Below are 13,972 nucleotides of genomic sequence, written 5' to 3'. Positions count from 1 at the left end.
ACGGCTGTGTGCGTGACGTGGCCGAGCTGAACGCGGAAGCCGTCGGCATCCGCGCGCTGGCGCTGATGCCGCTGCCCACCGAGCGGCGTGGCGAGGGGCAACGCGATGTGGCTGTGTCGATCCAGGGCGTGCCCGTGCGCCCCGGCGACTGGCTGTATGCCGATGCCGATGGCATCGTGGTCAGTGCGCAGCCCTTGCACGGCTGAGTCCGGCCTTCTCTGGTTCTGCCCAGTCTGTCCAGTCCCCGTGGTGGGATGGTGAAGACGGTTGCCGAAGGGCCAGTCAGCCGGAGCTGCCGCTCCGCCGCCCTACGCGCAGCGCCGCGCGCGAGGGCAGGGTGGCCAGCAACACGCTGGCCAGGGCAATGACAAAGGCGACCAGTTGCAGGCCCGTCAATACCTCGCCCAAAAACAGCACGCCCACCAGCGCAGCACTCACCGGCAGCATGACCGAGAAAACACCGCCTTGCGCAGCGGGCACGGCCTTGAGCCCGGTCATCCACAGCCACACCGTCCACATGCAGGCGGCCAGCGCATAAAACAGCAGCAATAGCCAGGTGCCCCATCCCACCGAGGCAAACGGGAAGTCCAGCGCCAGGTACAGGCCAAACGGTGTCGTCAGCACAAAGCCCCACAGGTTGATGAGCGAGGTGATGCGCTTGGGCCCCAGGCTGCCGGTGAGCTTCTTGCCGATCACCGTGTAGGCGGCCTCGCAAATCACTGCCCCCAGCAGTAGCATTTGGCCCCACCAGGCATGGTTTGCAGTGTTTTTGGCTCCAAGCGCAGGTTCCATATGCGCTGCGTGCTCTGGTTTTGATAGTGAGAACAGGGCAATGCCAATCACCGCACAGAGCACCGCCATCCAGGTGCGAGGCGCCACCCGTTCACCCAGAAATGCCCATCCCATCAATGCCACGGCTGCAGGAATGGCTGCCATGGTCACCCCTGCGGAGACAGCGTCGGTCAGGCTCACGCCATAGATCATGCAGATGGTGAATAGAAAGTTGCCCAGAAAGGACTCCAGGAACAGCAGCCGTTTGGTCTGCGGCGTCAGTGGCGGCTCGTTGGCGGGCTTCTTGAGCCAGTGCAGCATGGCGATGCCCCCGATGCCAAAGCGCATCCAGGCCAGCAAGAGCACGGGCAGCACGGCTGCCAGGGGTTTGGAGAGTGCCACATAACTGCCCACCAGCGACATGCTGAGGGCCAGGCACAAATAGGCGAAAGGGCGGCTGGGAGCGGGCGTATTCACTAGACTGGGGCGCTGTTCAATCAAAAACGACTGCGCATCATGCCCGAGCCTTCTTTGCCTGCTGGCACCCCACGCCATGTGTTTGTATACGGGTCCTTGCGCCGCGGTGGGTCGAACGACATCACGCGCTTGTTGCCTGCGCCACACTGGGTGGGTTTTGCGCAGGTGCCGGGAGTGTTGTTTCACCTGGGGGCTTATCCGGGCATGACGCTGGGTGGCGATCAGCCGGTGCATGGCGAGGTGTACGCCATCGAACCTGCGCTGGAGGAGGTTCTGGATGCCATTGAAGGGTTGACCGGAGATCACCCCACCGACGAATACCTCAAGCGCGAGATCGTGGTGACAGTTGAGGGCCAACGGCTGTCTTGTCTGGTGTACGAGATCCATCCCCGATACGCAGAGGGCGCACGCCGGATCGAACATGGCGACTGGCTCAGGACAGTTGGCACTGCGCCCGCTTGAATTATCACAATACGAAAGTTAAATTTCTTGATGTGGAATGCGATAGATGTTGCATTGCCGCAATTTTTCTCGATATGAGAAATCAATTTCTGTATTGAGAAATCACGTGGTTAAGTGGTTGTTTTGAAAGAAGAAAATTTATCTCTTCTATAAGACATAAGAGCTTGCGCAAGTCTTATAGAAGACTTAAAGTTGTCTTCAAGGGCGGCACACAGCAGCCCGGCGTTTTCAACCAACCCCTGGAGTGATCTCATGCCCCAATCCCTCAACGAACAACTGAGCCGCGAACAGCAAATTGCCGCCCTGGAAAAAGACTGGGCGACCAACCCCCGGTGGAAGGGTGTGAAGCGCGGTTACTCCGCTGCCGACGTGGTGCGTCTGCGTGGTTCGCTGCCCATCGAGCACACGCTGGCCAAGCGCGGCGCTGAAAAGCTCTGGGACAAGATCAACGGCGGTGCCAAGAAAGGCTACGTCAACGCTTTCGGCGCCATCTCTGCCGGTCAAGCGATGCAGCAGGCCAAGGCCGGCCTCGAAGCCGTGTACCTGTCGGGCTGGCAAGTCGCCGCTGACGGCAACACATCCGAAACCATGTACCCCGACCAGTCGCTGTATGCATATGACTCGGTGCCCACCATGGTTCGCCGCATCAACAACACCTTCAAGCGCGCCGACGAAATCCAGTGGGGCCGTGGCATCAACCCCGGCGACAAGGAATTCATCGACTACTTCCTGCCCATCGTGGCCGATGCAGAAGCCGGTTTCGGCGGCGTTCTGAACGCCTTCGAACTCATGAAGAACATGATCCAGTCGGGCGCTGCAGGCGTTCACTTCGAAGACCAGCTGGCCGCTGTCAAGAAGTGCGGCCACATGGGTGGCAAGGTGCTGGTGCCTACGCAGGAAGCCTGCGAAAAGCTGATCTCCGCACGTTTTGCTGCTGACGTGATGGGCGTGTCCACCATCGTGCTGGCCCGCACCGACGCCGAAGCCGCCAACCTGATCACGTCCGACCACGACGCCAACGACAAGCCTTTCCTGACCGGCGAGCGCACGCAAGAAGGCTTCTACCGCGTGAAGAATGGCCTGGAACAAGCCATCAGCCGTGGCGTGGCCTATGCCCCCTACGCGGACCTGGTGTGGTGCGAAACCGGCGTTCCAGACATCGGCTTTGCCCGTGAGTTTGCACAAGCCGTGCACGCTGCCTGCCCCGGCAAGCTGCTGTCGTACAACTGCTCGCCATCGTTCAACTGGAAGAAGAACCTCAACGACAAGCAGATCGCTTCGTTCCAGGAAGACCTGTCGGCTCTGGGCTACAAGTACCAGTTCATCACGCTGGCCGGCATCCACATCAACTGGTTCAACACCTTCCAGTTCGCCCATGCATACGCTCAGGGCGAAGGCATGAAGCACTACACCGAAATGGTGCAAGAGCCGGAATTCGCGGCTCGCGAAAAGGGCTACACCTTCGTGTCGCACCAGCAGGAAGTGGGCGCAGGCTACTTCGACGACGTGACCACGGTGATCCAGGGCGGCTCGTCCTCCGTGAAGGCCCTCACGGGTTCGACCGAAGAAGAGCAGTTCCACTGATCTGCGGGGCTCAGCGCCGCTTCGTTGTGGCGCCAAATGCACTCGAAAAAGCCCGAAGCAGATGCTTCGGGCTTTTTTTCTGGGTGCTAGGGTTAAAATCTGGCGAAATTCACTGCACAAGAGCGAGAAAGGCAATCTGGTTATGACACCGCGAACTACATCGGAGATGTTGACCGGCCGTTGAGGCTGGCTGTTCGCGCCTGCACGAGATTGCACACACCTCCAAAAAGCGCGGACCTGTTCCGCGCTTTTTTGTTTTACGGGCCTGGCGCGTGCCCGCACCCATTGCACTGATCACAGAGAAAGAGTTGTTCCCATGATTCACATCACGCTTCCCGACGGTTCACAGCGCGAGTTTCCGGGCCCCGTCACGGTGGCCGAGGTGGCCGCCTCCATTGGCGCTGGTCTGGCCAAAGCCGCCCTGGCGGGCAAGATCGGCGACAAGGTGGTGGACACCAGCTACCAGATCACGGCTGACAGCCCGCTGTCCATCGTGACGGCCAAGGATGCGGATGGCCTGGAGGTGATTCGTCACTCCACCGCTCACTTGCTGGCCTACGCGGTCAAGGAACTGTTCCCTGACGCGCAGGTCACCATCGGCCCGGTGATCGAAAACGGCTTTTATTACGACTTTGCCTATAAGCGTCCCTTCACGCCGGAAGACCTGGTGGCGATTGAAAAGCGCATGGCAGAACTGGCGGCCAAGGACGAGCCCGTGGTGCGTCGCGTGTTGCCACGTGACGAGGCCGTGGCGTATTTCAAGGGCCTGGGTGAGCACTACAAGGCCGAAATCATTGCCAGCATCCCCAGCAACGAAGACGTGAGCCTGTACCGCGAAGGCAATTTCGAAGATCTGTGCCGCGGCCCTCACGTGCCCAGTACCGGCAAGCTCAAGTTCTTCAAGCTCATGAAGGTGGCTGGCGCCTACTGGCGTGGCGATCATCGTAATGAGATGCTGCAGCGGGTCTATGGCACGGCCTGGGCTACCAAGGATGAGCTGCAGCAGTATTTGACGATGCTGGAGGAGGCAGAAAAGCGCGACCACCGTAAACTCGGCCGCGAGTTGGATCTGTTCCACATCGACGAACACTCGCCTGGCACAGTGTTCTGGCACCCCAAGGGCTGGACGGTGTGGCAGGAGGTGGAGCAGTACATGCGCCGCGTGTACCGCGACAACGGCTACCAGGAGGTCAAGGGGCCGCAAATCCTGGACCAGGGCCTGTGGGAGAAAACCGGGCACTGGGACAAATACCGCGAGAACATGTTTGTCACGGAGTCGGAAAAGCGCGACTACGCGCTCAAGCCGATGAACTGCCCTGGGCACATCATCATTTTCAAGCAAGGTATCAAGAGCTACCGCGACCTGCCTTTGCGGTTTGGCGAATTCGGCCAATGCCACCGCAATGAGCCGACCGGGGGGCTGCACGGCATCATGCGCGTGCGTGCTTTCACACAGGACGACGGCCACATCTTCTGTACCGAAGACCAGATCCAGTCCGAAGTCGTGGCGTTCACCACGTTGCTGCAGAAGGTTTACAAGGACTTCGGGTTCACGGACATCATCTACAAGCTGTCCACACGGCCTGAGAAGCGAATCGGTAGTGAGGAAAGCTGGGACCGCGCCGAGAACGCCTTGGCTGAGGGTCTAAGGGCATCCGGTTGTGAATTTGAATACCTGCCCGGAGAGGGCGCCTTTTACGGTCCCAAGATCGAGTACACGCTCAAGGACGCGCTGGGGCGCCCCTGGCAGTGCGGCACGATTCAGGTGGATCCGAATATGCCCGAGCGCCTGGACGCAGAGTTTGTGGGTGAAGATGGCGCCCGCCATCGGCCCATCATGCTGCATCGCGCCATCGTGGGTAGCTTGGAGCGCTTCATTGGCATTCTGATCGAGCAGCACGCGGGGGCCTTGCCTACATGGCTCGCTCCCGTGCAGGTTTCGGTGCTGAACATCACGGACGCTCAGTCCGATTACTGTCGTGAAATCGCAGCAAAACTGCAAAAAGCGCTGCCCAATCAAGGCCTTAGGGTGGCCCTGGATCTGCGTAATGAGAAGATTACGTATAAAATACGGGAGCATTCGATGCAAAAGCTGCCCTACATCCTCGTCGCAGGCGACAAGGAAAAGGCAGCCGGCGCCGTCGCAGTGCGAGCCCGGGGTAATCGTGATCTCGGCGTGATGTCTGTGGATGCGTTCATTGAATTGATCGCTAGTGACATCGCCACCAAAGCCTGATTTTGAACACAAAACTGCTTTGCCGCTCGCGGACTGCGCGGAAGTAGCTACTTTATTTGTAGCATTTTGATTCAAGGAAGATAGCCATCGCTACTGAATTTCGTGATCGTCGCCACCGGGAAGAGCGCAAGCACCGCCTGAACCGTGAAATCATGGCCCCGGAAGTCCGCCTGTCTGGGCCGGACAACGAGCCTTTGGGTGTTGTCAGCCTCATGGAGGCCTTGCGCATGGCCGGTGAGCTGGACGTGGATCTGGTGGAAATCGCTGCTACGGCGAATCCGCCGGTATGCCGCCTCATGGACTACGGCAAGTTCAAGTACCAAGAGCAAAAGCGTGCGGCAGAAGCCAAAGCCAAGCAGACGGTCATTGAGATCAAGGAAGTCAAGTTCCGTCCCGGAACGGACGATGGCGACTACAACATCAAGATGCGCAACATTCGCCGCTTTTTGGCGGATGGCGACAAGTGCAAGATCACGCTGCGGTTCCGTGGGCGTGAAATCACGCACCAGGAACTCGGCTTGGCTTTGCTGAACCGGATTCGTGACGAGTTGGCTGACAGCATCATCATTGAGCAGTTTCCTAAGTTGGAAGGCCGCCAGATGATCATGATGATTGCTCCGGGCAAGAAGAAGCCCGCGGCCAAGCCAGCGGCTGAAGGCGCGGCCCCTGCAACGGGTGCGGCGGCGTAGGTTTGCCAATCAGTGTCAGATTTTGAGCGCCACGCCCGAAGGGGCGGGGCGTTTGAAAAGGTGGGGCTTTCGAGCACTGCCGACCGGAAGGTGAAAGCCTTTCGATAAAAGTGGCTCGGGGCCAACAAGTTTGCAGATCGGTTTGCAAACGCCTCACGAGCACAACGAAAAAGGAGCATTCACATGCCCAAAATGAAGACCAAGAGCAGCGCGAAAAAACGTTTCCGCGTTCGTCCAGGTGGTACCGTCAAGCGCGGTCAAGCCTTCAAACGTCACATCTTGACCAAGAAGACCACCAAGAACAAGCGCCATCTGCGTGGTGCGGTTGCTGTGCACGAGACCAATATGGGCTCGATTTCACAGATGCTGCCCGGCATGGGCGTTTAATTTACTGACGAACAAGGAGTACATACATGCCTCGCGTCAAACGTGGTGTAACGGCCCGTGCCCGTCACAAGAAAGTTCTCGCCCTTGCCAAGGGTTTCCGTGGTCGCCGCGGTAACGTCTTCCGTATCGCCAAACAGGCGGTAATGAAGGCTGGGCAATATGCCTACCGTGACCGCCGCACCAAGAAGCGCGTGTTCCGCCAGTTGTGGATCGCCCGTATCAACGCCGCTGCCCGTGAACTGGGCCTGACCTACAGCCAGTTCGCCAACGGCCTGAAGAAGGCATCCATCGAGATCGACCGCAAGATGCTGGCCGACCTCGCAGTGCACGACAAGGCTGCCTTTGGCAGCATCGTGGAGCAAGTCAAGGCCAAGCTGGCTGCTTGAGTTCACGATGAGTAGCTATCGTTCTGATAGCTGCTTGCGCAATAACAGCAAGGGCTAGGGCTTGAAAAGGCACTAGCCCTTGTTCATTTTCAAGAGTCGATATGAACGAGTTGGATTCCCTGGTCGAGAGCGCGACGCAACTGTTTGCCCAAAGCGCAACCCCTGCTGACCTCGAAAACGCCAAGGCGCAGTTTCTGGGCAAGGCAGGTCGCGTGACCGAGCTCATGAAGGGCATGGCGCAGCTGTCCGTCGAGGAAAAGAAATCCCGCGGCGCAGCCATCAACGTTGCCAAGCAGGCCATCGAGGCTGCACTGACCGCTCGCCGCCAAGCTCTGGCCGATGCCGAACTTCAATTGCAGCTCAAGGCCGAAGCACTGGACGTGAGCCTGCCAGGCCGCCAGCGCGGGCAGGGTGGCTTGCACCCGGTGTCGCTCACGCTTGAACGCATCCAGGGCATCTTCGGTTCCATGGGTTTTGACGTCGCCGAAGGCCCTGAGATCGAGACCGACTGGTTCAACTTCACTGCACTGAATACGCCGGAAGACCATCCTGCGCGGTCCATGCATGACACTTTCTATGTGGAGGGCGGCACTGCCACCGCCCCCAACCTGCTGCGCACACACACCAGCCCCATGCAGATCCGCCATGCGGTCCAGCATGTCAAAAAGCATCGGGCTGCGCTCGATGCCGGTCAGGCGATGCCCGAGATCCGCGTCATTGCCCCCGGCCGTACCTACCGCGTGGACAGCGATGCCACGCACTCGCCCATGTTTCACCAGTGCGAAGGTCTCTGGATTGGTGAGAACGTGAGTTTCAAGGACCTGAAAGTCATCTTCACGGATTTCTGCCGCACGTTCTTCGAGAGCGACGATCTTGTGTTGCGCTTCCGTCCCAGTTTCTTCCCGTTCACAGAGCCCAGCGCCGAGATCGATATCCAGTTCCAGACGGGCCCGCTGGCAGGCCGTTGGCTCGAAGTGGCGGGCTCGGGCCAGGTGCACCCCAACGTGGTGCGCAATATGGGTCTTGACCCTGAGAAGTACATCGGCTTTGCATTCGGCATGGGACCCGACCGCCTGACCATGCTGCGCTATGGCGTCAATGACCTGCGCTTGTTCTTTGACGGCGACATCCGCTTCCTGTCGCAGTTCCAGTAAAGCCCGCCGACCTCGCGCCGTGCGCGTGCCCTGTGGCCGTGCTGCGCACCTTCCGTACAAGAGTGTCCGACTATGCAATTTCCTGAATCCTGGTTGCGTGAGTTCTGCAACCCCCCTTTGACGACGGCCGAGCTGGCCGAAACGCTGACGATGGCCGGCCTCGAGGTGGAGGAGCTGCGCCCCGTGGCCCCGCCTTTCACCAAGATCGTGGTGGGTGAGATCAAGGAGGCGGTACAGCACCCAGACGCCGACCGCCTGCGTGTGTGCCAGGTGGACGTGGGGCAGGACGCCCTGCTGAACATCGTTTGTGGTGCGCCCAATGCCCGCGTGGGTATCAAGGTGCCTTGCGCACTGGTGGGTGCCGAGCTCCCGCCGGGTGACGATGGCAAACCTTTCCTCATCAAGGTGGGCAAACTGCGCGGTGTGGAAAGCCAAGGCATGTTGTGCTCCGCCCGTGAGCTCAAACTGTCAGAGGACCATGGAGGCCTGCTGGAGCTGGATGCCTCAGCCCCCGTGGGCCAGGACATCCGCGAACACCTGAACCTGGATGACACTCTGTTCACGCTCAAGCTCACGCCCAATCTTGCGCATTGCCTGAGCGTCTATGGCATCGCGCGAGAAGTGTCCGCATTGACGGGTACGCCGCTGAAAAATACATCGTTCCCTGCCGTGGCCGCAAAGCTGACGGACAAATTGCCCGTCAAAGTGAGCGCGCCTGACCTGTGTGGCCGTTTCTCCGGCCGTATCGTGCACAACGTGAATACGCGGGCTGCCACGCCTCAGTGGATGCTCGATCGCCTGGCACGCTGTGGCCAGCGTGGTGTGTCGCCGCTGGTAGACATTTCCAACTATGTGATGTTTGAGTTGGGACGTCCTTCGCACATTTTTGATCTGGACAAGATCCATGGTGGCCTGGACGTGCGCTGGGGAAAGCCGGGTGAGCAGCTGAAGCTGCTCAATGGCAACACCATCACGGTGGATGACAAGGTGGGCGTGATCGCCGATGACAGCCAGGTGGAATCGCTGGCGGGCATCATGGGCGGAGACGCCACGGCGGTGTCTGATGAAACCCGGCACATCTATATCGAGGCGGCTTTCTGGTGGCCCAAGGCGGTGGCAGGCCGTTCGCGCCGCTTCAACTTCTCGACGGATGCCGGCCATCGTTTTGAGCGCGGCGTGGATCCGAGCCTGACGGTGGAGCACATCGAGCGCATTACCCAACTCGTCATTGACATCTGCGGGACGGCCGATACGGCATGCGGCCCTATGGACGACCAAGTGGTGAACTTGCCAGTGCCACAGCCCGTCACGCTGCGCGTGGCGCGTGCTGCCAAGGTCATCGGCATGCCGCTGACGCAGGTGCAATGCGCCGACGCGCTGACCCGCCTGGGCCTGCCGGTGGTGCAGGGCGAAGGTGCGCTCACGGTCACGCCGCCGTCGTTCCGTTTCGATATCACCATCGAGGAAGACCTGATCGAAGAAGTGGCCCGTATGGTGGGCTACAACAACCTTCCGACCACTCCACCGCTGGCGCCCATTACGCCCAAGCTGGCGCTCGAGGCCACGCGCAGCCCGTTTGCGGTGCGCCGTTCGCTGGCAGCCCTGGGGTATCAGGAAACGATCAATTTCAGCTTTGTGGAAGAGCGTTGGGAGCACGAGTTGGCCGCCAACCCGCAACCCATCAAGCTGCTCAATCCGATCGCAAGTCAGATGAGCGTGATGCGCTCGACTTTATTGGGTTCTCTGCTACAAGTTTTGAAGTTCAACCTGGACCGCAAGGCCGAGCGGGTGCGCGTCTTCGAACTGGGCCGTGTGTTCCTGCGCGACGGCGGCGTGCGCAACACCGACACCACGGTCGAAGGCTTTCACCAGCCCATGCGCGTGTCGGGACTGGCGTATGGTCCGAACGACATGCTGCAGTGGGGGCGCAAGGATCAGCCCATCGACTTCTTTGATGTGAAGGGGGACGTGGAAGCGCTTCTGGCCCCTCTGCGCGCAACGTTCGAGCCCGGCACCCACCCCGCCATGCACCCTGGCCGTTGCGCCCGCGTGCTGGTCGATGGGCGTGCTATTGGCTTCGTGGGCGAATTGCACCCCCAGTGGCGCCAGTCGTGGGACCTGCCTCAGGCGCCTGTGATGTTCGAACTGGAGCTTGACGCCGTGCTGCAGCGTGTGGTGCCTCAGTTCAAGCAGGTGACCAAACACCAGGCTGTCGAACGAGATTTGGCCGTGGTGGTGGCAGAGCGCGTGACGCACGCCGACATCATGGGTGCGGTAGAGCAGGCCGTTCCGGGTGGCATGCTCCGCTCTGCCGTGCTGTTTGACGTGTATCGGCCCAAGGCGCTGCGGGCGGGCGAAGAGGCGCCTGCGGGTGGCTTGGCCCCCGGCGAGAAGAGCCTGGCCGTGCGCCTCACTCTGGGGCGCGATGAAGCCACGCTTACTGAGGCAGAAATCGACGCAGCGATGCAATCCGTGATCACTCAGTTGACGCAGCGCACGGGCGCCCGTCTGCGGGTGTGATGATGTCCAAGGGGAGTGACGAGCCATGATCGAATTCGCAGTTGAAAGCCTGGAAACACCGGCACTGACCAAGGCGCAGTTGGCGGATCTGTTGTTCGATCAGATCGGCTTGAACAAGCGCGAGTCCAAGGACATGATCGATGCCTTCTTCGACTTGATTGCCCAAAGCCTTGTCGAAGGCAAGGACGTGAAGCTTTCGGGGTTTGGTAACTTTCAGATCCGGACCAAGGCTCCCCGTCCCGGGCGCAATCCCCGCACGGGCGAGGCTATACCCATCAAGGCGCGTCGGGTGGTGACTTTCCATGCCAGCAGCAAGCTCAAGGAGCAGATTCAGACGGCCGCTATTGCGTGAGTTTGTGCTGTTTTTGTTGCCAAGATGTTCTTGGTGGCTGGCGGTGCAGGCTGGTCTGCAGTACGCTTGAAAGCTTTCCCGTTTGAACACGCATCTCATGGGCACCACCCTCCCTTCCATTCCCGCCAAGCGATACTTCACGATTGGTGAGGTTGCGGAGCTGTGCGGCGTCAAACCGCATGTTTTGCGTTACTGGGAGCAGGAGTTCACGCAGCTGCGGCCTATGAAGCGGCGTGGCAACCGGCGTTATTACCAGCACCATGAGGTGCTGATGATTCGCCGCATCCGTGATCTGCTGTACGACCAGGGCTTCACCATCAGTGGAGCGCGCAATCGCCTGCAAGAGCTTGCACATGCTGCGCGAGAAGTTGTTGGGTCGGACGAGGCATCTCTGTCGCAGGACGCAGAGCCACCCAGCATGCTGGTGGACAGCGCGCGCGACCTTTCCATCGTTGCTGCGGGCTTCTCCCTGGACTCCAACGCAGTGCGCCAAGAATTATTTGAAATTCGTGCGCTACTTTCTCTGAACTGAGCTTTTTCTGCATATAATCTAAGTCTTGTCGGCGTGTAGCGCAGCCTGGTAGCGCACTTGCATGGGGTGCAAGGGGTCGCGAGTTCGAATCCCGCCACGCCGACCATTGATAGCAAAAGCCCAGAGCCGAAAGGTTCTGGGCTTTTTTGCTTTTCTCCTCCGCTGGTTTTAACGGCGTCAGCGTTGCGGTTCGGTGGTGGCGCATCGCTCCATGCACACACCGTGCCTGCGTGCCGTGCGTGCGGCGACTTCAGACGCCCTTGCCGGTGGGTGACATTGGCCATGCAGTGATTGCGGGGCCTGGGAGGGGCGCAACAACACGCCCACGATGGGCATGGAGACCTTCATGATTGATGGCTTGGTAGCCGGACGGCTTTACGGTGAGGCGGAGCGCCGCACGGACAAAGCGGGCAAGGCCTACACCTTGGCGAAGGTGAGAGCCAGCACGGCGGAGGGCGAAGTGCTTTTCATCAACGTCATCGCCTTTGACGAGGGTCTCTGCGCGTCACTTCACCAGTTGCGCGACGGTGATTCAGTGGCGCTTTCTGGCAGCTTGAATCCTCGTGTCTGGACGGACAAACAAGGCAACGCGAGGCCTGCGCTGGATATGGTGGCACACCGGTTGATCAGCCTGCCGCTCTCTGGCATCGAGCAGTAGGGCTATGCAGCGCAAGCTGTGTCATGGGATGACACGCGGAGCGGGGAGAGCCCACAAGCGCACCCGGACCGGGCGCTGTACCTAGCCTGTCTTGCGAGGGTTGCCTTTGGGCGTGGGCGCAAAGCCCAATGCCTTGAGCTCATCCTCGCTCATGTGTAGCTCTGTCAATTCGGGCTGGCGCGCCTCGATGGCTCGGCGCCGCTCGAAATTGGTGGGAGGACCTTTTTCTTCCTGGCGGCGATCCTTGCCAGTGCGGCGGTCCATGCTGCCTCTGCGTTCGACACTCATGATGGTGCTGGTAGTGGAGGTGTGAGACTTTGGTGTGCGGCCTGTTGCCAGTTGACCGGGCAACCTGTGGTGGCAAGCTGAAGCGCCAGTCTGCATCAGTTGCCAATGTTTGCAAATACCTAAGCTGCCATCTGGCGGATGCAACACATGTCCGACACCATTGTTGAGGATGGCGGTGGGCTCACCGAGTGGCGGCGCTTCCTGTTGGCAATGCTGTATCGCATGTTCCGGCAGTGGGTTGATCTGCGCCACCCACTGGTCGCACCGCCTGTTCTTGTTATCCAGCGGTGGGCTGGGTTGTTGCTCCGGAGCGGCCAATGAAAAAGCCCTGACTCTTGCGAATCAGGGCTTTTCATTTGGTGCCGGAGAGATGAATCGAACACCCGACCTTCTCATTACGAATGAGCTGCTCTACCGACTGAGCTACACCGGCTTAGCCTTGGATTATAGCGTGGAATGGTAGCTGGTCACGCGTTCCACCTCATTTTTTGAGCCGAGGATCACGCTGACGCGCTCATGGAGCTGCGTGGGCTGGATGTCGAGGATGCGTTGCTTGCCATTGGTGGCAGCGCCACCGGCTTGTTCTACCAGCCAGCCCATGGGGTTGGCCTCGTACATCAGGCGCAGCTTGCCGGGCTTGTTGGGCTCGCGTTTGTCCCACGGGTACATGAAGACGCCACCACGGGTCAGGATGCGGTGTACGTCGGCCACCATGCTGGCGATCCAGCGCATGTTGAAGTCCTTGCCGCGCGGGCCTTCCTTGCCCTGCAGGCATTCGTCGATGTAGCGCCTCACGGGCTCGTCCCAGTGGCGCATGTTGCTCATGTTGATCGCGAATTCTTTGGTGTCCTCGGGGATGCGCACGTTCTCCTCGGTCAGCACGAAGGAGCCCTGTTCGCGGTCGAGCGTAAACATGGCCACGCCATCGCCCACGGTGAGCACCAGGGTGGTCTGCGGGCCGTAGATGCAGTAGCCCGCGGCCACTTGCTGGGTGCCGGGCTGCAGGAAGTCGCCTTCCTCCACGCCACGGTCGCCATCGGGCTTTTTCAGCACGCTGAAGATGGTGCCGATGCTCACGTTCACGTCGATGTTGCTGGAGCCGTCGAGGGGATCGAACAGCAGCAGGTATTCACCTTGCGGGTAGCGGTTGGGCACCAGGTAGATGCCGTCCATTTCTTCAGACGCCATGGCCGCCAGGTGGCCGCCCCATTCGTTGGCTTCGATCAGCACTTCGTTGGCGATGATGTCGAGCTTTTTCTGAATCTCGCCCTGCACGTTTTCGCTGCTGGCCGTGCCCAGCACGCCGCCCAGTGCACCTTTGTTCACCGCGTGGCTGATGCTTTTGCAGGCGCGGGCCACCACTTCCAGCAGCAGGCGCAATTGCGAGGGAATGAGTCCGTCCACCCGTTGTTGTTCAACAAGGTAGCGGGTCAGGCTGATGCTTTTTGCCATGTCAGTCTCTTCTCGGTCGTGGTT

Annotated in this window: 15 protein-coding genes, 2 tRNA genes and 1 pseudogene; 14 read left to right on the top strand and 4 right to left on the bottom strand. The window is 60.0% G+C overall.

Annotation, left to right across the window (positions count from 1 at the left end):
* A pseudogene (locus DBR23_RS30935) lies at positions 1-206 on the top strand (ribonuclease); the annotation flags it as partial.
* 76 nt (positions 207-282) lie between these two features.
* On the opposite strand, the gene DBR23_RS17560 reads toward DBR23_RS30935, so the two are convergent.
* Positions 283-1,194 (bottom strand): DMT family transporter, encoded by a 912-nt coding sequence (locus DBR23_RS17560; protein ID WP_233250531.1) that lies wholly within the window; start codon positions 1,192-1,194, stop codon positions 283-285.
* A gap of 93 nt (positions 1,195-1,287) precedes the next feature.
* Between DBR23_RS17560 and DBR23_RS17555 the strand changes: the two genes are divergently transcribed.
* From DBR23_RS17555 to DBR23_RS17500, 12 genes are all read left to right on the top strand, one after another.
* Positions 1,288-1,710: a gamma-glutamylcyclotransferase gene (locus tag DBR23_RS17555; protein WP_108499098.1), complete on the top strand. Its 423-nt coding sequence runs from the start codon at positions 1,288-1,290 to the stop codon at positions 1,708-1,710.
* A 252-nt stretch (positions 1,711-1,962) separates the two neighbouring features.
* Entirely contained in the window at positions 1,963-3,294 is a 1,332-nt protein-coding gene (gene aceA, locus DBR23_RS17550) for an isocitrate lyase (protein ID WP_055402695.1), read from the top strand.
* A 316-nt stretch (positions 3,295-3,610) separates the two neighbouring features.
* Positions 3,611-5,530, top strand: a complete 1,920-nt coding sequence (gene thrS, locus DBR23_RS17545; protein ID WP_108499097.1) for a threonine--tRNA ligase — start codon at positions 3,611-3,613, stop codon at positions 5,528-5,530.
* 80 nt (positions 5,531-5,610) lie between these two features.
* Positions 5,611-6,219: a translation initiation factor IF-3 gene (gene infC / locus DBR23_RS17540; protein WP_082522461.1), complete on the top strand. Its 609-nt coding sequence runs from the start codon at positions 5,611-5,613 to the stop codon at positions 6,217-6,219.
* Positions 6,220-6,402: 183 nt separating this feature from the next.
* Positions 6,403-6,606, top strand: coding sequence for a 50S ribosomal protein L35 (gene rpmI, locus DBR23_RS17535; protein ID WP_008904041.1), 204 nt, complete (start codon positions 6,403-6,405; stop codon positions 6,604-6,606).
* Between the two features lie 26 nt (positions 6,607-6,632).
* Positions 6,633-6,992, top strand: a complete 360-nt coding sequence (rplT, locus tag DBR23_RS17530; RefSeq protein ID WP_005795139.1) for a 50S ribosomal protein L20 — start codon at positions 6,633-6,635, stop codon at positions 6,990-6,992.
* A gap of 101 nt (positions 6,993-7,093) precedes the next feature.
* Positions 7,094-8,146: a phenylalanine--tRNA ligase subunit alpha gene (pheS, locus tag DBR23_RS17525; protein WP_108499096.1), complete on the top strand. Its 1,053-nt coding sequence runs from the start codon at positions 7,094-7,096 to the stop codon at positions 8,144-8,146.
* Positions 8,147-8,218: 72 nt separating this feature from the next.
* Positions 8,219-10,666, top strand: a complete 2,448-nt coding sequence (gene pheT / locus DBR23_RS17520) for a phenylalanine--tRNA ligase subunit beta (protein WP_108499095.1) — start codon at positions 8,219-8,221, stop codon at positions 10,664-10,666.
* A 25-nt stretch (positions 10,667-10,691) separates the two neighbouring features.
* Complete coding sequence (locus DBR23_RS17515) at positions 10,692-11,018, top strand: integration host factor subunit alpha (RefSeq protein ID WP_108499094.1); 327 nt, start codon at positions 10,692-10,694, stop codon at positions 11,016-11,018.
* A 97-nt stretch (positions 11,019-11,115) separates the two neighbouring features.
* On the top strand, positions 11,116-11,550 hold the full coding sequence (locus DBR23_RS17510) for a MerR family transcriptional regulator (protein WP_099730505.1): 435 nt from the start codon (positions 11,116-11,118) through the stop codon (positions 11,548-11,550).
* A gap of 29 nt (positions 11,551-11,579) precedes the next feature.
* Positions 11,580-11,656: transfer RNA gene (locus DBR23_RS17505), tRNA-Pro, on the top strand.
* A gap of 240 nt (positions 11,657-11,896) precedes the next feature.
* On the top strand, positions 11,897-12,208 hold the full coding sequence (locus DBR23_RS17500; RefSeq protein ID WP_056746726.1) for a single-stranded DNA-binding protein: 312 nt from the start codon (positions 11,897-11,899) through the stop codon (positions 12,206-12,208).
* 81 nt (positions 12,209-12,289) lie between these two features.
* On the opposite strand, the gene DBR23_RS17495 is transcribed toward DBR23_RS17500, so the two are convergent.
* Complete coding sequence (locus DBR23_RS17495) at positions 12,290-12,496, bottom strand: hypothetical protein (protein ID WP_233193769.1); 207 nt, start codon at positions 12,494-12,496, stop codon at positions 12,290-12,292.
* Between the two features lie 147 nt (positions 12,497-12,643).
* On the opposite strand from DBR23_RS17495, the gene DBR23_RS29695 reads away from it, so the two are divergent.
* The gene (locus tag DBR23_RS29695; protein ID WP_158276467.1) at positions 12,644-12,817 is read left to right on the top strand and encodes a hypothetical protein; all 174 of its coding nucleotides are present in this window, start codon (positions 12,644-12,646) and stop codon (positions 12,815-12,817) included.
* A gap of 36 nt (positions 12,818-12,853) precedes the next feature.
* Here the strand turns inward: DBR23_RS29695 and DBR23_RS17485 are convergent.
* Positions 12,854-12,929: transfer RNA gene (locus DBR23_RS17485), tRNA-Thr, on the bottom strand.
* Positions 12,930-12,940: 11 nt separating this feature from the next.
* Positions 12,941-13,948 carry a class 1 fructose-bisphosphatase gene (locus DBR23_RS17480; RefSeq protein ID WP_108499092.1) on the bottom strand — a complete coding sequence of 336 codons (1,008 nt, stop codon included), beginning with the start codon at positions 13,946-13,948 and terminating at the stop codon, positions 12,941-12,943.
* Between the last annotated feature and the right edge of the window lie 24 nt (positions 13,949-13,972).

Source organism: Acidovorax sp. HMWF018, assembly GCF_003061035.1.
In the GTDB taxonomy this organism is placed as follows: domain Bacteria; phylum Pseudomonadota; class Gammaproteobacteria; order Burkholderiales; family Burkholderiaceae_C; genus Acidovorax; species Acidovorax delafieldii.
Note: the sequence above shows the minus strand (reverse complement) of the source record. Positions and strands in the feature narration are given on the sequence as shown.

Excerpts from the sequence above, each read along its gene's own strand:
- DBR23_RS17560 (WP_233250531.1), bottom strand. The coding sequence starts at position 1,194 with ATGTCGCTGGTGGGCAGTTATGTGGCACTCTCCAAACCCCTGGCAGCC.
- DBR23_RS17555 (WP_108499098.1), top strand. The coding sequence starts at position 1,288 with ATGCCCGAGCCTTCTTTGCCTGCTGGCACCCCACGCCATGTGTTTGTA.
- aceA (WP_055402695.1), top strand. The coding sequence starts at position 1,963 with ATGCCCCAATCCCTCAACGAACAACTGAGCCGCGAACAGCAAATTGCC.
- thrS (WP_108499097.1), top strand. The coding sequence starts at position 3,611 with ATGATTCACATCACGCTTCCCGACGGTTCACAGCGCGAGTTTCCGGGC.
- rpmI (WP_008904041.1), top strand. The coding sequence starts at position 6,403 with ATGCCCAAAATGAAGACCAAGAGCAGCGCGAAAAAACGTTTCCGCGTT.
- rplT (WP_005795139.1), top strand. The coding sequence starts at position 6,633 with ATGCCTCGCGTCAAACGTGGTGTAACGGCCCGTGCCCGTCACAAGAAA.
- pheS (WP_108499096.1), top strand. The coding sequence starts at position 7,094 with ATGAACGAGTTGGATTCCCTGGTCGAGAGCGCGACGCAACTGTTTGCC.
- pheT (WP_108499095.1), top strand. The coding sequence starts at position 8,219 with ATGCAATTTCCTGAATCCTGGTTGCGTGAGTTCTGCAACCCCCCTTTG.
- DBR23_RS17515 (WP_108499094.1), top strand. The coding sequence starts at position 10,692 with ATGATCGAATTCGCAGTTGAAAGCCTGGAAACACCGGCACTGACCAAG.
- DBR23_RS17510 (WP_099730505.1), top strand. The coding sequence starts at position 11,116 with ATGGGCACCACCCTCCCTTCCATTCCCGCCAAGCGATACTTCACGATT.
- DBR23_RS17500 (WP_056746726.1), top strand. The coding sequence starts at position 11,897 with ATGATTGATGGCTTGGTAGCCGGACGGCTTTACGGTGAGGCGGAGCGC.
- DBR23_RS17495 (WP_233193769.1), bottom strand. The coding sequence starts at position 12,496 with ATGAGTGTCGAACGCAGAGGCAGCATGGACCGCCGCACTGGCAAGGAT.
- DBR23_RS29695 (WP_158276467.1), top strand. The coding sequence starts at position 12,644 with ATGTCCGACACCATTGTTGAGGATGGCGGTGGGCTCACCGAGTGGCGG.
- DBR23_RS17480 (WP_108499092.1), bottom strand. The coding sequence starts at position 13,948 with ATGGCAAAAAGCATCAGCCTGACCCGCTACCTTGTTGAACAACAACGG.